We start from the raw sequence: 16059 nt of genomic DNA, 5'->3' as shown, positions 1-16059 counted from the left end.
TTAAAACGATTACTCATAAATCCCTCCACCATTCTCCATTTCTCTATATAAATTGACGGACTGTTGATCTCGCATTTGTGCGTTAAGATCTAATTGATATGCCTGCCGATCGGCAAGTAAACTAAGATCATATTGATATTCCGTACCTGATACACCTCTGTATCTTTTCTGTCCATTTTTGTAAAAAACAATTAATACCATATAAGCTCCTTAACGAAAATTAAAAAAATTTTAATCAGACTTGCTTTGTTATTTACATCAAGTAAATAACAAAAAGTACTATAGTACTTTTGGAAAACGAACATTTTTTGAGCTTTCGTTTATGTTCCTATTTCATCTGAAATCGTTAATCAATGAGGGTGTTGAGGGTTGAGACATCAATATGCTATGGCTGAAAGAAAGGGCGATATTAAACCGCCCTTTATATTTTATGATGATTGCGACGAAGAGAGATTGCCAGAATTCTTCTTCCTTCCATCGATTAATTCAGCAAATTCTTTAACTTTCCCCCAATCGGTATATTCAATTTCTTTGCTGGTGTCGGTTTCGCCACCTGTTAATCGCATAATAAATTGGATCATTATGCGATCAAAGAAATTATAGCGAGGGTAATATAATGCCCCAGCAAACACTGCTTTATAAGTAGGTTGCCAGCTGATTTTTTGTAATAATTTACGGGTGTAAACATTGGTTTCTGGGCTGTCTTTGCCAGCTTTTCTGGCGGTGAGATTGACAGAAAAAAAGGCACTGGGGATTTGGTTTAATTGTGCCGCATAACGCTGAATAAAAGCATATAATTTAGACTCAAAATGCCCATAACGGATAGAAGCACCGATAATAACACAAGAAATATTTTGAAAATCTACCGCACTTTTTTGTTCTAACTTTTCAATAACCACTTCTTTTTGTGGTGAAATTTGCTGTAATTGCTGTGCGATAAAATAAGCAATTTTTTTGGTTTGTCCATCACGACTGGAATATAAAATTAATGTTTTCATTATGATTTCCAAAAAGCAGGGCTAAATAAGACCAAGAGTGAAAAAATTTCTAAACGACCACAAATCATAGCAAAGGTTAAAATCCATTTGGCGCTATCTGGTAAATTGACCACATTACTATGCACCATACCTAAGGCTGGTCCAAGGTTATTTAAACAAGCGATAACCGCATTGAAGGCATCAAAAATTTCTACACCGCAAGCAATGACCCCTAATAAACAGAGAATAAAAACGAAAATATAGGCGGAAAAAAACGCCCAGATGCCTTCAATCGTGCGTTCTGGTAAGATACGTTTGCCTAATTTAATGGAAGAAATAAGGTTAGGGTGGATAAAGCGTTTTAATTCTCGTTGTCCTTGTAAGAACAACATTAAAACACGAATAACTTTTAATCCGCCCCCTGTTGAGCCTGCACAGCCCCCCACAAAAGAAGCTACTAGCAATAGCATAGGAATAAAGGACGGCCATATTTCAAAATTGGCACTGGTATAGCCTGCGGTAGTTGAAATAGAAACTGCTTGTAAGGCGGCTTGTTCTAAGTTCATTTCTGCTGTTGCAAAATAATCCCCTTGCCATAAAAAAACAAAGCAAATGCTGACTAAAAACACTTGGATTGCAATAAAAAAGCGAAATTCGGGATCTTGCCAGTAAATTTGCCATAATTTTCCCTCGCCTAAACGTGAAAACGCATTGAAATGTAGGGCATAATTACAGCCTGAAATAACGAGAAAAAATACGGTAATCCAATTAATCAAAGGGCTGGCAAAATAACCTAAACTGTCATCATGGGTAGAAAATCCACCAATGGAAACCGTAGAAAAACTATGGCATATAGCATCAAATAAGCTCATACCTGCGAGCCAGTAAGCCACCGCACAAACCACCGTCAACGAGGTATAAATAAACCAAAGAATTTTCGCGGTTTCAGCAATACGAGGACGCATTTTCTCGGTTAATGCCCCTGAGGTTTCCGCTCTATATAAGGACATTCCACCAATGCCGAGTAAAGGAATAATGGCAACCGCTAATACAATAATCCCCATGCCACCAAACCATTGTAACATTTGACGATAAAATAAAATGGCTTTGGGTAAATAGTCTAGCCCTACAATGGTGGTTGCCCCTGTGGTAGTTAAACCTGAAAAAGATTCAAAAAAAGCGGAAGCGAGATTGAGTTTAGGGTGTTCAAAGAGCATAAAAGGGATTGCCCCTAGACTGCCTAATACCAGCCAGAATGCCACCACAATTAAAAAACCTTCCCGAGAACGTAATTCTTCTTTATGACGATGCCCCGCCCACCATAATAAAAAACCCAGTACGGAACTCATTAAAAAAGTTTGCACAAAGGCTGTCCCAGCGCCATCACCATAAAACAAGGCAACCCCTGCTGGCATTAACATCGTTACCGAAAAACAAATTACTAAAATGCCAATAATACGGATTATAGATAAAATTTGCATTATTCACACCGCACTTTTTCTATACTTAATTGCCCAGCTGAACGCTCAGTGATTTCTTGACGAAAAGCCTCAACCTTTTGCTCACTGATTGCTAATTGAAAATGCACTCGCTCAGCAAAATCTTGTTTTTCTAGCACAATATCATATTTTTCAAATAACATTTGTAACCAATTAATTTGCCCATAATCGCAACGCAACAAGTAAGGCTCTCTAAGCACTTTTACTTCTGTTTCTAGCAATTTCAAGGCTTGTTGCACACCATTGCCATAAGCTCTAACTAAACCGCCTGTACCAAGCTGAATACCACCATAATAACGCACTACCACCGCACAAATTTCGCCGATATGACTGCCCATTAAGGCACTCAGCATCGGTTTTCCCGCCGTCCCTGCGGGTTCGCCATCATCTGAAAAACCATATTGTTGGCTATCATCAGGCGAACCTGCCACCGTTGCCCAACAATGATGACGGGCATTGGGGTGTTGCTGGCGCATTTGTTGCCAAAAGGCTCTCGCTTGTTCAAGGTTATCCACTTGACGCAAATAGGTAATAAAACGGCTTTTTTTGATTTCTTCTTCAAAAACTACCGCACTTTTGGGAATAAAATATTGGCTCATATCCGCTATTGATTAACGATCATCAACCCCCACAAGCAAATAATTACCTTGTTCATCACAAAGGCTACGAAACCCCACATTGATGATTTGATATGCCCCTTGCGAAATTTGGTTATAACTAAAATTATCATGATGATGTCCATGATAAATTTGCGATACCCCCATTTTTTCAGCAAGCTGATTAATCACATTAAACCCCGATGGATGCGGTTTTGGTGCTTCATGACAAATTAAAATATCCGCTTGTTGCTGTTCTAATATTTCCACATCAGAAGGAAAAATGGAACTACGATGACGCAACGGTATGCCACCACGCCAAATTTTCTCAGGTGGGCAATATTGGCAATAATGAATGGGATCAAAAAATAAGGGTTTATTCGGTGGCATCCAAACTTGCCCACGAAAAACACCGCCTAATCCAGCAATCCGCTTGCCTTGAATGTCCACAATTTTGGTATGCAAATTACGGTTTTTCCACTCTGATCCCCATAATGCCTGAAATGCGGTGGCGGTCTTGCTATCATGATTACCATGGATAAACCAAACATCACAATACTTCGCCAACCTTTCCAATTCTTCTGTGGAGGTCAACTGTAAATCCCCCAAAATAATCAAAGCGATATTCTCTCGCTGTTGAATAAAGGGATAAAGGTGGCTAAAACTGCCATGCGGATCGCCGGCAAATAAAATCATTCTATAACTTCCTCATCAATAAATTGATAAGACTCGCCCACTTTGACTAAGTCCTCATCATTGAGAATTTTCTCAATAATGGCTTTGGCTTGGTTATAGCGTTCTAAATAACTCGGCGACTCAATTTCAATATAAGGTACTTGATATTTTTCTAGTAATTTTTTCAATAACTGCTGAAAACGCGCCCGTTGTTTTGTACTACCGAGACTGCGTAAACCATCATCAACCCAACGAGTATTATTGTTAAGCAAAATAGTAACATCAAAGGGGTATTCTTTAATCATTGAATCAAGGAAAGGGTGAGCTTTACCTTCATATTGGATACAAAATGCTTGGGTAGTAATAAAATCCGTATCAATAATTGCCACTTTATGCGCATGGCGTACCGCATAATCAATATAACGCTGATGCCCTAATGCCATTTGTGGATAATCGGAATATTGCATAGCTTGTTCATTGCCACCTAATTGCTCAAACACAAATTCTCGCCCATATTCCCAAGCAGAAGTGGTATTAAACACCGTAGCGAGTTTATTCACTAACACACTTTTTCCGCTACTTTCGCCGCCTAAAATGGCAATGGTTTTAGCAAAAAATGGGCGAACCTCTTTGGGAATAAATTTCCAATAATGAAAAGGATTATTACGAATTTTAGTGGCGGACACATTAAAAAAATGCCGCTCAGGATCTACTAATGCTACTTCAAGGTTGAGATATTTCTCATAAGGGGCTTTATCCTGTATTTCACTACTAAACACCACACTAGGATTAACATTTTTCTCGGCAAATAAGCGTTTTACCTGTTCAGCCCAAGCTGCCCAGCCATTTGGGTAACTTGGTAAACCGTCTTCCACCAAGTGATGAATAAAAATTTGATTTTTTTGATATTTAAAAATTTGTTGCATCCAACGTAGCCGATCTTGCACCGTAGGCATACGTTTCATTTTACTATCATAAAACAGTTTCAAATCTCGCTCGCTATCTGTACATACCACCACATGCACTTCATCAACCTTACTAAAGGCTTCATAAATCATATTAATATGCCCTGTATGTACAGGATAGAACTTGCCAAAAATCACTCCAACTCGCTTATTCGCGACTTCATTAATTTGTAACACCTTATGCAACGCTCCGAGCTTAGAAGCACTTGGATTTTTGATTTTGCCACTCACTAATTGATTAAAATAGGCTCGAGTAATATTGGCTTGTTCACAAAGCTCATTAACCCGTAAATTGAGCTGTTTACGTTTTTGCTGAAGATAAGAAAAATCTGTCATAACGGCTACCTATCGGATAAAAAGTGCGGTCAAAAATCAATCTTTTTTTTCATCTTTTGCCACAAGTAATTGTTCTACTTGTTGCTCTAATTGCATGAGTTTTTCTCTGGTACGCACCAACACTTGGGTTTGTACCTCAAATTCTTCTCGAGTCACTAAATCTAATTTCGCTAACTGTGCTTGCAACACTTGCTTAATTTTATTTTCTGCATCTTGCCCTAAGTTTTTTACGCCTTCTGGCAACACATCATGAATTTGTTGCATAATTTGTTCAATTTTTTTCGGATTTAGCATAATTCCCTCTTTAATTTCACTAAGATTTGGTTATTGTATGCAATCTTGCTACAAATAAAAACATTTTTTCTTGTAAAACTTTCCGCTATACTATGCACTCATTCTCAGGGCAGGGTGTAATTCCCTACCGGTGGTAAATGTAATAAACATAAGCCCACGAGCGGTTAGCCTCTCATTAAAGGTTAATGACAAGCAGATTTGGTGAAAATCCAAAGCCGACAGTGATAGTCTGGATGAAAGAGAATATAGTCGTTTCAATTTAAAATAACACAAAATCGTACATTACCGAACACAACACAAAGAATATGGCGAGGCGTGCCAACGCTGTATTATTTTAAAGTAGAACGACTATAAACAGGACTTGTTCATTAACAAGACCTAATTTTGTTATTATCAAAATAACCCTTTCCATCACCCCTGATTCATTCTCATTACGTATTATTTATGAAGGAATTAACAATGAATCAGTCTTTACTTGCCGAATTCGGCACACCACAACAACGTGTGGAAAATGCCATTCAAGCCTTTAAACAAGGGCGAGGTGTACTTGTATTAGATGACGAAAATCGTGAAAATGAGGGCGATTTAATCTTTCCCGCCCAAACCATCAATGTGGCTCAAATGGCACAACTTATCCGTTATGGTAGCGGTATTGTCTGTTTATGTATTACCGATGAACTCTGCCAACAATTAGATTTGCCACCAATGGTAGCCAATAATACCAGCATCAATAAAACGGCATTTACTGTCAGTATTGAAGCCGCTGAAGGCGTTTCTACGGGAGTTTCCGCCGCCGATCGTGTTACCACTATTCAAGCTGCCATTAAAGAGGGAGCAAAACCAAGCGACTTACACCGCCCCGGGCATATTTTCCCCTTGCGTGCAGCAGCAGGTGGAGTAAAACAACGCCCGGGACATACGGAAGCCTCTGTGGATCTTGCTCGCCTAGCCGGCTATAAACCTGCCGCCATTATTTGTGAAATAACCAATGATGATGGCACAATGGCACGAGCTCCTGAAATTATCAACTTTGCCAAACAATTTGATTATCCAGTGATTACCATTGAAGATCTGATTGCCTATCTGTCCTAAACCTAATCTGAGCAAGAGAAGAAAAATTGGTGTAATGGAAAAATCCATTACACCAAAATAACAAGCGTAAAATGACACAATATGGGCTTAACCCAACGCCACTCTCGCATTTCTAAATAATCGCATCCACGCCCCGTCTTCTGACCAGTCTTCTGGATACCAAGAATTGCTTACCGCTCGGAATACACGCTCAGGGTGTGGCATCATTACAGCAACTCGTCCATCAAGGTTAGAAATGGCGGTAATACCAAATACCGAGCCATTTGGATTCGCAGGATAAGTTTCGGTTACATTCAAGTGATTATCAACATATTGTGCTACCACTAGATTTTGTTGTTGTAATCCTGTTAATTGTTGTTGAGATTTAAACTCTACTTGTCCTTCACCATGTGATACGGCGATTGGCATATGTGAACCTGCCATCCCCTTAAACCATAGGGACGCTGTATCATTAATTTTCACTAACGCCACGCGAGCCTCAAAGCGTTCTGATTTATTACGCACAAATCTCGGCCAATTTTCTGTGCCAGGGATAATTTCTGCTAAATTAGAGATCATTTGGCAACCATTACATACCCCCAAGGCAAGGGTATTTGGATTCGCAAAGAATTGACTAAATTGTTCTCTTAATTGTGGATTAAACAAAATGGATTTTGCCCAACCGCCACCAGCACCGAGTACATCACCATAAGAGAATCCACCACAAGCGACTAAGGCATTAAAATCTGCTAACTTGCGATGTCCTTGCATTAAATCACTCATATGCACATCAATGGCATTAAAACCAGCTCGGTCAAAAGCTGCCGCCATTTCATAATGGCTATTTACGCCTTGCTCACGCAAAATCGCGATAGTTGGTTTTACCCCTGTGGCAATAAATGGGGCGCTAATATCTTGATTAACATCATAACTCAGTTTGGCAGATAACCCCGGATCATCCGTAGCTTGTTTGCTAGCAAACTCTTGATCCGCACAAACAGGATTATCACGCAAACGTTGCATTTGGTGGGTCAACTCTGCCCAAATACTACGTAAGTTTGAACGTTTATCACGCAATAAGGTTTTTGTACCACGTGTAATTTCAAATTCATCTTGTGCCGTTACTACACCAATATCTTTAGTTAGGCTTAATAAATCATATTGTTTTAAAATTTCACGCACCGCTACCAGCTCACTTTCACGAACTTGGATAACCGCCCCTAATTCTTCATTAAACAATACGGCTAAATCATTATCGCCTAAAGCTGAAATATCTACTTGCACGCCACAATGCCCTGCAAATGCCATTTCGGCTAAGGTTGTGATTAAACCACCGTCAGAACGATCGTGATAAGCCAATAATTTTTGCTCACTGACTAAAGTTTGAATCGCCTCAAAAAAGCCTTTTAAGCGCGCAACATTCACAATATCTGCTGGCTTATCGCCTAATTGTTGATAAACCTGAGCCAATGCCGTTGCCCCTAGTCGGTTATGCCCTTCGCCAAGATCGATTAATAATAAACGGCTTGCCCCTTTATCAGTGCGTAATTGTGGTGTTACGGTTTTACGCACATCTTCTACACGTGCAAAAGCACTGATCACTAAGGATAATGGAGCGGTAACGGTTTTTTGCTCGCCATTTTCTTGCCAAGCGGTTTTCATTGACATAGAGTCTTTACCCACAGGAATGGTAATGCCTAACGCTGGACAAAGCTCTTCGCCCACCGCTTTAACCGCATCGTACAAGCCAGCATCTTCGCCCTTATGCCCTGCGGCAGCCATCCAGTTCGCCGATAATTTAATCCGCTTAATGTCGCCAATATTGGTAGCGGCAATATTGGTAATGGATTCGGCAACGGCTAAACGTGCTGAGGCGGCAAAATCCAATAATGCCACTGGAGCACGTTCGCCCATTGCCATCGCCTCGCCATAATAGCTATCTAAACTAGCAGTGGTTACCGCACAATCTGCCACAGGCACTTGCCAAGGGCCTACCATTTGATCCCTTGCTACCATACCTGTTACTGAGCGATCGCCAATGGTAATTAGGAAAGTTTTTTCCGCCACCACAGGCAAGCGTAATACCCTATGTAACGCCTCTTTCAACTCAATCGCTTGTTGATCTAAAGCGGGGCTATTCACTTGTGCTTTTTTCACATCACGTGTCATTTTTGGCGTTTTACCCAATAACACATTCATCGGCAAGTCAATCGGTTTATTGTTAAAATGGCTATCAGCTAAGGTTAAATGTTGTTGTTCTGTTGCCTCACCAATCACCGCAAATGGGGCTCGCTCACGCTGACAAAGTGCGGTAAATAAATCCAATTTTTCTGGTGCAACTGCCAAAACATAACGCTCTTGCGATTCATTACACCAAATTTCTAAGGGGCTCATTCCCTTTTCATCACATAAAATCTGACGTAACTGGAAGTTACCACCACGCCCAGCATCATTTACCAATTCTGGCATCGCATTGGATAAACCGCCTGCCCCCACATCGTGAATAAACAAAATCGGGTTTTGTTCCCCTAATTGCCAACAGCGGTCAATCACTTCTTGGCAACGGCGTTCCATTTCTGGGTTATCACGTTGTACTGAGGCAAAATCCAAATCTTCCTTTGATTTCCCACTGTCCATTGACGAGGCAGCCCCACCGCCTAAGCCGATATTCATCGCTGGACCACCTAATACAATCAGTTTCGCTCCCACTGGAATTTCGCCTTTTTGCACGTGTTCCGCACGAATATTACCGATTCCCCCTGCTAGCATAATAGGTTTATGGTAGCCACGCACCTCTTCGCCTGCAAAGCTATTGACCTTTTGTTCATAGGTACGGAAATAACCTAATAACGCAGGGCGACCAAATTCATTATTAAACGCCGCACCACCTAACGGACCTTCAATCATAATATCTAACGCAGAGGCAATGCGTTCTGGTTTAGATAATGGCGTTTCCCAAGGTTGCTCAAAGTTAGGGATTACTAAGTTAGACACCGAGAACCCAGTCAATCCTGCTTTCGGTTTAGCACCTCGCCCCGTTGCCCCCTCATCACGAATTTCGCCACCTGATCCTGTTGCCGCCCCCGGGAAAGGCGAGATTGCCGTTGGGTGGTTATGGGTTTCCACTTTCATTAAAATATGGGCATCTTCTTGATGATAACGATATTGCCCATCTTGATCAGGGAAGAAACGCCCTACTTTTGACCCTTGCATTACCGCCGCATTATCTTTATAAGCGGATAACACATAATCAGGGGTTTGTTCAAAGGTATTTTTAATCATCTTAAACAAGGATTTTTCCTGTTTTTCGCCATCAATAATCCAATCGGCATTAAAAATCTTATGGCGACAATGTTCTGAATTGGCTTGAGCAAACATATAAAGCTCAATATCGTGAGGATTGCGTCCAAGTGCGGTGAAATTTTCCACTAAATAATCAATTTCATCTTCCGCTAATGCCAAGCCTAATTGAATATTGGCTTGTTCTAAGGCTTGTCTGCCCCCTTTCAAAATATCCACTTCAGTAAAAGATTTTGCTTGCTGTTGAGCAAATAAAGCCTCAACCTGTGCAATATCAGTAATGACCGTTTCCATCATTCGATCGTGCAACAAACTGGCGAGTTGTTGATATTGTGGTTCAGTTAAGGCTTGTGCAAAAGAAAAATAATAAATCACCCCACGTTCTAAACGTTCTACCTTACTTAACCTACAATTATGGGCAATATCCGTTGCTTTTGATGACCAAGAAGAAATTGTGCCAATGCGAGGGATAACAATCAGGCTTTCGCCCTGCGTAGCTTGTTCGGGCAAGGTTGGGCCATAATGCAATAATTCTGTTAATGCTTGTTGTTCAAGTGCGGTCAGTTTTTCGGTTAATTTTGCAAAATGCACATATTCGGCATAAACAGAAGTTACCGCCAAATCCGCCTTAGCAAAATTGGTTAATAATTGATTAATACGAAAATCAGAAAGGGCTGGCGTGCCACGAAAGGTTTGGATCATAAACAATAACACCATTTTTAATTAAAAACTGGCACTTATTATAAAGTAAAGCAGATAAAACGAAAACGTTTGCTTAATAAAAATCTCGCCAAAATAATGAAAATCATCGCCTAAGTTTTATTTTAGCGTTATTATTCTTAATAAACAGCATTAGCTCGCCTTGTCATAGTCGCTATGCTGTCTTATTTCAAATTACAACGACCTACTCATTAATCTTTCTATTTGTTAAATCGCCATTTACTGTGTAAAATCGCCAAAGGATTATTTGGGCTTATTAATGATTTGAAAGGTTTATTTTTACGCATTATTGCCGCTTTGGGCTTATTACTTTGGGCAATTGACATGGTTTTTCCATGGCAACGTTTTCTCCTATCTGAAGAAAACCATTATCATGTTATTCAACAACGTGGAAAATTAATTGTTGGCACAATTAACAACCCCGTTTCCTATTTTATCGGACAAGATGGTGCAGCGGGCTTGGAATACGAATTAAGCAAAGCATTTGCTGATTATCTTGGCGTACAATTAGAAATGCGAACATTGAGTAACAACGATGCCTTATTTAATGCTCTCAATAAAAATGATATTGATATTGCTGCGGCTAATCTGCTATATCAGCCTGATAAAGCTCATCATTTTCAAATAGGCCCAGCCTATTATTCCGCCTCTTGGCAAGTAGTTTATCGTAAAGGCGAATACCGCCCTCGTTCTTTAGCCGATATTAACGAGAAGTTATTGATTGCAGGTGGCTCAGAACTATCCCATATTTTAGCCGAATCTCAGCAAAACTATCCTCATTTACAATGGGATAGCAAAAATGATCGCACACAAGAAGAATTATTACTGAAAGTCGCCGAAGGGGAGCTTAATTATACCATTGCGAACTCTATTGATGTCCTCGCCATTCAACAAATTCGCCCACAAATTGCGGTTGCCTTTGATCTAACCGATGAAGCACAAGTACATTGGTATCTTCCTGCAAGCTCCTATAATGAATTACAAGCTAGCTTGCTTGAATTTATGAATCAAGCCTTAGAAACTGGCACTATTGCCCGCATTGAAGAAAAATATCTTAATCATTTCTCTAATTTTGATTATGTAGATATGCGAGCTTATTTAAAAGCCATTGAAAATATTTTACCTCTCTATCAGCCTTTATTTGAACAATACAAAGGCGAACTTGACTGGCGTTTATTAGCGGCTATCGCTTACCAAGAATCCCATTGGCAAGAAGATGCTACCTCCCCAACGGGCGTGAGGGGGATAATGATGCTGACGAAAGCGACCGCTGATCGAATGAATGTTACTGATCGAACAGATGCGGAACAAAGCATTAAAGCAGGTTCAGAATATTTACATTTATTAATTAATCAAATGCCTGCCTCCATTCCTCCTGAAGATAGAATTTGGTTTGCATTAGCTGCTTATAATATGGGGTTAGGGCATTTACTTGATGCAAGACGTTTAACCACTAGCTTAGGTGGTAACCCTGATAACTGGTTAGATGTGAAAAAAAACTTACCCTTATTAGCGGAAAAACGCTACTACGAAAAACTCAAATACGGTTACGCACGAGGCTATGAGGCTTATCGTTATGTAGAAAATATCCGCCGTTATATGAACAGTATTGTGAACTATCATCGTTTACAAGCTAATAATGAACAAGTGATCGAACAAGACAAATCCCTTGAAAATGATAAAACTAATTAGGAAAACACTATGGCAGTTAGACGTAAAAAAATATTCTTAAAACAAAAAACCTCCTTTCGTATTTCACAAAATCGGGCTTTACGCTTAAAACGCTTAAAACAACGTAAAAAAATGGTATCATCACGCCATTCGTTGCAATTTATGTTACAACAAGAGCAATAAACAAGCCTTTTGGTGTTAGGATTTTACTCATTAAACTAAAGCTAACACCAAAACAGACCTTTTTCTCCTCAAAAAAATTCTTCGCAGCATACCGCACTTTTATGCTATATTCATTTTACTTTGAAATAATGCTGCATTGACTTGGCTTATCTTATTTCAAGCTAAAACATTATAATATTGCCCACCTAAACGTTTTTTATTGAGGACAAAATGATGAAAAATTATAAAGCTATAATGATATTATTATCTATAATTGGTTTATCCGCCTGTTCTGCAATTGGAACACAATTTACCAAAATGTCAGAACCAACAACCGAACAAAAGGCGAGAGTTCGTGTTCATGCCAATATGTTAGTCAAAGGGATACCTGAATCCTCTTGTGTTAATTGGAGTAAAACAGGGGCAGGGACAATCTTTGGTGGTCTAGTGGGAAGTAGTGGTTATCGTGGGCAAGTGATAGGTATGCCTAATCCTAATCAGCTTCAAAGCTCAAACAGTGGTGAATTTTATGTAGCTGGCGATAAACCCTTTACTATGATGTTATTAAATACCCCTGAAAGCAAAATGTTATGTTCTATTGCGATTACTTTTGTCCCTGAAACAGGGCACGACTATGAAATTCAAATGGCAACTTCATTAATAGAAAATAGAAAACGATCCATTTGTGCGGCACAAGTACATGATATTACAAATGGACAATATCAAGCCGTTCCTATTAAAGAAGCGCCTAAATGTTAACATCTCCCCTTTATTTTATAGTCGTTTTACATTGAAAGACGCACCAACACCGTCATTTTAAAGTGGAATGACTATAAAAAACCATTGCCTACATTACAAATAGGCAATCCTTTGAGTGAAGTATTCTCCAAACACTTTCCCAATTCTCACTGCAACAAACTATCCCTCAATTTACACATCGCTTTTTGCAACACCTTAATTTCCTCAAGGCTTAAGCCAAATTTTTCAATGATATTCATACAAATCAGGCTTTGCTGACATTTTTGTTGCCCTTGCTCGGTTAAGTTTAGCACCACTTGGCGTTCGTCTGTTTTAGAACGTTGCCGTAGGATTAAGCCTTGTTGTTCCAAACCTTTTAAGAGAGGCGTTAATGTGTTAGAAGCAAGAAACACCTTTTGCCCTAATTGATTAACGGTTTGATTTTCGCCTTCACTTAAAGCTAACAACACAATCCATTGAGTATAGGTTAAACCTAATTGATTGAAATAAGGTTTATAGGCTTTGCCAAAGGCAAGATTGGCGGTATAAACCGCAAAACAGAGAAAATCTTGCAAAGGGGGGAATTGTTTTTCTTGGTTAAGGTTTTGTTTTTCTGTCATTTTTTATCCTCTCTCTTTATATTATAAAAATCGCATGCGATTTTTATTCAAAAACCATTGACAAAGTCATAAACCTTGCCTAGAATGACCTTAAATTATATCGTATACGATATAATCATTAGCGATTTAGTTATTATAAAAGAAAGAATGGGGTTTTGCTATGAGATTTTTTACAACATTCCCCTTACTTAATCTATATTCATTAAATATATAAGGACAAATTATGAAAATTTTTTATCAAACTCAAGCTACTGCAACAGGTGGGCGTACAGGTAGAACCGCTTTAGATGATGGTTCACTCGCTTTTGATTTAGCCTTACCAAACAGCGGGCAACAAGGGGCAAATCCTGAACAATTATTCGCCATGGGCTATGCCGCTTGTTTTGATAGTGCGTTAAATTTAACCGCTCAACAAATGAAATTGCCTTTAAGCCATAGCCAAACGTCGGTACAAATTGGGATTGGGCAAGTGCTAGGTGGCGCGTATCAATTAACCGCCAAAATTAGCGTAACGACCCAAGGATTAAGTCAAGAACAAGCAGAAAGTTTAGTAGAAAAAGCCCATCAAGTTTGCCCCTATTCTAATGCGGTACGAGGCAATATTGAGGTGGAATTGGTTACCCTTGCTAAATAGGAGAATAAACCATGCAAGCAGCAATTTTTCAACAATTTGGTGAACCTGAACAAGTGATGGAATTTAGTCAGCATCAGCCACAACCGCAAGCAAAAGCAGGGGAAGTGTTAGTAAAAATGCGTTTATCGCCGATCCATAACCACGATTTATGGACCATTCGTGGCACTTATGGTTATAAACCTGAGCTTCCAGCCATTGCAGGCAGCGAGGCAGTGGGCGTGATTGAGGCTTTAGGCGAAGGCGTAAGCCATTTACAAATAGGACAGCGTGTTAGTGTTGCCAGTGCCAAAGGAGCATGGGCGGAATATTTTACTGTACCAGCCAATCAAGTCGTACCCGTGCCTGATGAAGTAAGCGATGAAATGGCGGCACAATTAATCGCCATGCCCTTTAGTTGCTTAACCTTATTAGAGTTTATTGGCGCAAAAGCAGGCGATTGGATTGTGCTAAATGCCGCCAGCGGTGCGGTGGGCAAAATGACCGCCTTACTCGCCAAAGCGCGCGGTATCAAGGTCATCAATTTGGTGCGCCGTCAAACCGCCATTGCCGAACTCAATGCCTTAGGCATTGATGAGGTTATCGCCACCGATCAACCAAACTGGCAACAACAAGTCCACGCCATGGTAGGCGAACAAGGCATTATGGCGGCAGTGGATTCCATTGGTGGCAAAGCCAGCTTGGAATTAAGCCAATTATTGGCACAAGGCGGCAGCTTGATTTCTTTCGGCACCATGGGCGGCGAGCCAATGCAAATTCCAACAGGCGATTTAATTTTCAAGCAAATTACTGTAAAAGGCTTTTGGGGCGCTTTAGTGAGCCAACAAATGCCTGCGGAACAACGCAAGCAATTAATGCAAGAGCTAATCGGTTATGCTATCGCAGGGAAAATCCCAATGCCAGTGGATAGAGTGTATCCACTAAGTGAAATTAAACAAGCCTGCCAAGCGAGTTTGGCGCAGGGGAAACAGGGGAAAGTGTTGTTGCGTGGCTAAAAGTGCGGTGTGTTTTTAAAAAATTTTTGTGAACAATTAATGATAAAGAGGTAAAAAATGCAAAATATTCAAGACAAAGTCGTGATTATTACAGGGGCATCTTCAGGTTTAGGCGCTGAAACAGCACGTTATTTAGTACAACAAGGGGCAAAAGTCATTTTGGCTGCCCGCCGACTAGATCGCCTAGAACAGCTTGCTCAAGAACTAGGCATTAGCGAGCAACATTGTGTACAAGCCGATGTTACTGACTTATCTCAAATGCAAGCCGTTGCACAACGTGCTTTGGCGCTATACGGTAGAATTGATGTGCTACTCAATAATGCTGGTGTTATGCCTTTATCCTTGTTGGAAGAATTAAAAGTAGAAGAATGGAACCAAACCATTGATATTAATATCCGAGGTGTATTGCATGGTATTGCTGCTGTATTACCAACCATGAAAGCACAAAAAAGTGGACAAATTATTAATGTTTCTTCCGTAGCAGGACATGTTTGGGGAGCGATGTGGGCGGTTTATGCAGGTAGTAAAGCTGCTGTTCGTGCTATTAGCGAAAGCCTACGCAAAGAAGTTAAACCTTATAATATCCGCACTACAATTCTTTCGCCCGGTGCAATCGCTAGCGAGCTAAAACATGGCTCAAGTTCTGCCATGGCAAGCCAAACAATGGAAGATTTCTATGCCAATAATGAAATTCCTGCCGAGAGTTTTGCCCGTTGTGTTGCTTTTGCTATTAGCCAACCTGAAGAGGTAGATATTAACGAAATTGTCTTCCGCCCAACGAAACAAGAAATTTAAAAGAGCGGTGTTTT

Annotated in this window: 17 protein-coding genes and 1 riboswitch (1 of these 18 cut by a window edge); of the genes, 7 read left to right on the top strand and 10 right to left on the bottom strand. The window is 40.1% G+C overall.

Going from position 1 to position 16059, the window contains the following annotated elements; translation table 11 throughout:
- The 8 genes from A6A20_RS08240 to ubiK form a co-directional block, all read right to left on the bottom strand.
- Positions 1 to 17, bottom strand: partial view of a hypothetical protein gene (locus A6A20_RS08240; RefSeq protein ID WP_279572979.1) — the 5' end (the start) only. The gene continues 541 nt to the left of window position 1, outside the view; the window shows 17 of its 558 coding nt (coding positions 1-17); its start codon is at positions 15 to 17; its stop codon lies off the left edge, out of view.
- Positions 10 to 201, bottom strand: coding sequence for a hypothetical protein (locus A6A20_RS08235; protein WP_279572978.1), 192 nt, complete (start codon positions 199 to 201; stop codon positions 10 to 12). The genes A6A20_RS08240 and A6A20_RS08235 overlap by 8 nt, the downstream gene beginning before the upstream one ends.
- A 227-nt stretch (positions 202 to 428) precedes the next feature.
- A complete protein-coding gene (hemG, locus tag A6A20_RS08230; RefSeq protein ID WP_279572977.1) occupies positions 429 to 998 on the bottom strand; it encodes a menaquinone-dependent protoporphyrinogen IX dehydrogenase in 570 nt (189 codons plus the stop codon).
- The gene (locus A6A20_RS08225; protein WP_279572976.1) at positions 998 to 2458 is read right to left on the bottom strand and encodes a TrkH family potassium uptake protein; all 1461 of its coding nucleotides are present in this window, start codon (positions 2456 to 2458) and stop codon (positions 998 to 1000) included. Before A6A20_RS08225 ends, hemG begins: the two co-directional genes overlap by 1 nt.
- Complete coding sequence (locus A6A20_RS08220; protein WP_279572975.1) at positions 2458 to 3075, bottom strand: YigZ family protein; 618 nt, start codon at positions 3073 to 3075, stop codon at positions 2458 to 2460. The genes A6A20_RS08225 and A6A20_RS08220 overlap by 1 nt, the downstream gene beginning before the upstream one ends.
- Before the next feature lie 12 nt (positions 3076 to 3087).
- A complete protein-coding gene (locus A6A20_RS08215; protein ID WP_279572974.1) occupies positions 3088 to 3768 on the bottom strand; it encodes a metallophosphoesterase family protein in 681 nt (226 codons plus the stop codon).
- Positions 3765 to 5048, bottom strand: coding sequence for a multifunctional transcriptional regulator/nicotinamide-nucleotide adenylyltransferase/ribosylnicotinamide kinase NadR (nadR, locus tag A6A20_RS08210; RefSeq protein ID WP_279572973.1), 1284 nt, complete (start codon positions 5046 to 5048; stop codon positions 3765 to 3767). Before nadR ends, A6A20_RS08215 begins: the two co-directional genes overlap by 4 nt.
- 36 nt (positions 5049 to 5084) lie before the next feature.
- On the bottom strand, positions 5085 to 5342 hold the full coding sequence (ubiK, locus tag A6A20_RS08205) for a ubiquinone biosynthesis accessory factor UbiK (RefSeq protein ID WP_279572972.1): 258 nt from the start codon (positions 5340 to 5342) through the stop codon (positions 5085 to 5087).
- 96 nt (positions 5343 to 5438) lie between these two features.
- A riboswitch (FMN riboswitch) is annotated at positions 5439 to 5591 on the top strand.
- Between the two features lie 210 nt (positions 5592 to 5801).
- Here ubiK and ribB point away from each other — a divergent pair.
- A complete protein-coding gene (gene ribB, locus A6A20_RS08200; protein WP_279572971.1) occupies positions 5802 to 6434 on the top strand; it encodes a 3,4-dihydroxy-2-butanone-4-phosphate synthase in 633 nt (210 codons plus the stop codon).
- A gap of 87 nt (positions 6435 to 6521) precedes the next feature.
- Here ribB and purL read toward each other — a convergent pair whose 3' ends face one another.
- Positions 6522 to 10415 carry a phosphoribosylformylglycinamidine synthase gene (gene purL, locus A6A20_RS08195; protein ID WP_279572970.1) on the bottom strand — a complete coding sequence of 1298 codons (3894 nt, stop codon included), beginning with the start codon at positions 10413 to 10415 and terminating at the stop codon, positions 6522 to 6524.
- Between the two features lie 282 nt (positions 10416 to 10697).
- Here purL and mltF point away from each other — a divergent pair, with 282 nt between their 5' ends.
- The 3 genes from mltF to A6A20_RS08180 all read left to right on the top strand — a co-directional run bounded on the left by mltF (position 10698) and on the right by A6A20_RS08180 (position 13025).
- A complete protein-coding gene (mltF, locus tag A6A20_RS08190) occupies positions 10698 to 12125 on the top strand; it encodes a membrane-bound lytic murein transglycosylase MltF (protein WP_279573772.1) in 1428 nt (475 codons plus the stop codon).
- Between the two features lie 9 nt (positions 12126 to 12134).
- The gene (locus A6A20_RS08185; protein ID WP_279572969.1) at positions 12135 to 12287 is read left to right on the top strand and encodes a hypothetical protein; all 153 of its coding nucleotides are present in this window, start codon (positions 12135 to 12137) and stop codon (positions 12285 to 12287) included.
- Between the two features lie 213 nt (positions 12288 to 12500).
- On the top strand, positions 12501 to 13025 hold the full coding sequence (locus tag A6A20_RS08180; RefSeq protein WP_279572968.1) for a hypothetical protein: 525 nt from the start codon (positions 12501 to 12503) through the stop codon (positions 13023 to 13025).
- Between the two features lie 146 nt (positions 13026 to 13171).
- Here A6A20_RS08180 and A6A20_RS08175 read toward each other — a convergent pair whose 3' ends face one another.
- The gene (locus A6A20_RS08175; protein ID WP_279572967.1) at positions 13172 to 13624 is read right to left on the bottom strand and encodes a MarR family winged helix-turn-helix transcriptional regulator; all 453 of its coding nucleotides are present in this window, start codon (positions 13622 to 13624) and stop codon (positions 13172 to 13174) included.
- A 223-nt stretch (positions 13625 to 13847) separates the two neighbouring features.
- Here A6A20_RS08175 and A6A20_RS08170 point away from each other — a divergent pair, with 223 nt between their 5' ends.
- Genes A6A20_RS08170 through A6A20_RS08160 form a run of 3 tightly spaced genes read left to right on the top strand, consistent with a single transcriptional unit; the run spans position 13848 to position 16045 of the window.
- Positions 13848 to 14258 carry an organic hydroperoxide resistance protein gene (locus tag A6A20_RS08170; RefSeq protein ID WP_279572966.1) on the top strand — a complete coding sequence of 137 codons (411 nt, stop codon included), beginning with the start codon at positions 13848 to 13850 and terminating at the stop codon, positions 14256 to 14258.
- An 11-nt stretch (positions 14259 to 14269) separates the two neighbouring features.
- Positions 14270 to 15250, top strand: coding sequence for a zinc-binding dehydrogenase (locus A6A20_RS08165; protein ID WP_279572965.1), 981 nt, complete (start codon positions 14270 to 14272; stop codon positions 15248 to 15250).
- A 57-nt stretch (positions 15251 to 15307) separates the two neighbouring features.
- Entirely contained in the window at positions 15308 to 16045 is a 738-nt protein-coding gene (locus A6A20_RS08160; protein WP_279572964.1) for an SDR family oxidoreductase, read from the top strand.
- The last annotated feature ends 14 nt before the right edge of the window (positions 16046 to 16059 follow it).

Origin of the sequence: Volucribacter amazonae (assembly GCF_029783845.1) — a bacterium.
Lineage (GTDB): Bacteria > Pseudomonadota > Gammaproteobacteria > Enterobacterales > Pasteurellaceae > Volucribacter > Volucribacter amazonae.
Note: the sequence above shows the minus strand (reverse complement) of the source record. Positions and strands in the feature narration are given on the sequence as shown.

What these genes read in the sequence shown, in the direction of transcription:
- A6A20_RS08235 (WP_279572978.1), bottom strand. Translation starts at nt 201, where the DNA reads ATGGTATTAATTGTTTTTTACAAAAATGGACAGAAAAGATACAGAGGT.
- hemG (WP_279572977.1), bottom strand. Translation starts at nt 998, where the DNA reads ATGAAAACATTAATTTTATATTCCAGTCGTGATGGACAAACCAAAAAA.
- A6A20_RS08225 (WP_279572976.1), bottom strand. Translation starts at nt 2,458, where the DNA reads ATGCAAATTTTATCTATAATCCGTATTATTGGCATTTTAGTAATTTGT.
- A6A20_RS08220 (WP_279572975.1), bottom strand. Translation starts at nt 3,075, where the DNA reads ATGAGCCAATATTTTATTCCCAAAAGTGCGGTAGTTTTTGAAGAAGAA.
- A6A20_RS08215 (WP_279572974.1), bottom strand. Translation starts at nt 3,768, where the DNA reads ATGATTTTATTTGCCGGCGATCCGCATGGCAGTTTTAGCCACCTTTAT.
- nadR (WP_279572973.1), bottom strand. Translation starts at nt 5,048, where the DNA reads ATGACAGATTTTTCTTATCTTCAGCAAAAACGTAAACAGCTCAATTTA.
- ubiK (WP_279572972.1), bottom strand. Translation starts at nt 5,342, where the DNA reads ATGCTAAATCCGAAAAAAATTGAACAAATTATGCAACAAATTCATGAT.
- ribB (WP_279572971.1), top strand. Translation starts at nt 5,802, where the DNA reads ATGAATCAGTCTTTACTTGCCGAATTCGGCACACCACAACAACGTGTG.
- purL (WP_279572970.1), bottom strand. Translation starts at nt 10,415, where the DNA reads ATGATCCAAACCTTTCGTGGCACGCCAGCCCTTTCTGATTTTCGTATT.
- A6A20_RS08185 (WP_279572969.1), top strand. Translation starts at nt 12,135, where the DNA reads ATGGCAGTTAGACGTAAAAAAATATTCTTAAAACAAAAAACCTCCTTT.
- A6A20_RS08180 (WP_279572968.1), top strand. Translation starts at nt 12,501, where the DNA reads ATGAAAAATTATAAAGCTATAATGATATTATTATCTATAATTGGTTTA.
- A6A20_RS08175 (WP_279572967.1), bottom strand. Translation starts at nt 13,624, where the DNA reads ATGACAGAAAAACAAAACCTTAACCAAGAAAAACAATTCCCCCCTTTG.
- A6A20_RS08170 (WP_279572966.1), top strand. Translation starts at nt 13,848, where the DNA reads ATGAAAATTTTTTATCAAACTCAAGCTACTGCAACAGGTGGGCGTACA.
- A6A20_RS08165 (WP_279572965.1), top strand. Translation starts at nt 14,270, where the DNA reads ATGCAAGCAGCAATTTTTCAACAATTTGGTGAACCTGAACAAGTGATG.
- A6A20_RS08160 (WP_279572964.1), top strand. Translation starts at nt 15,308, where the DNA reads ATGCAAAATATTCAAGACAAAGTCGTGATTATTACAGGGGCATCTTCA.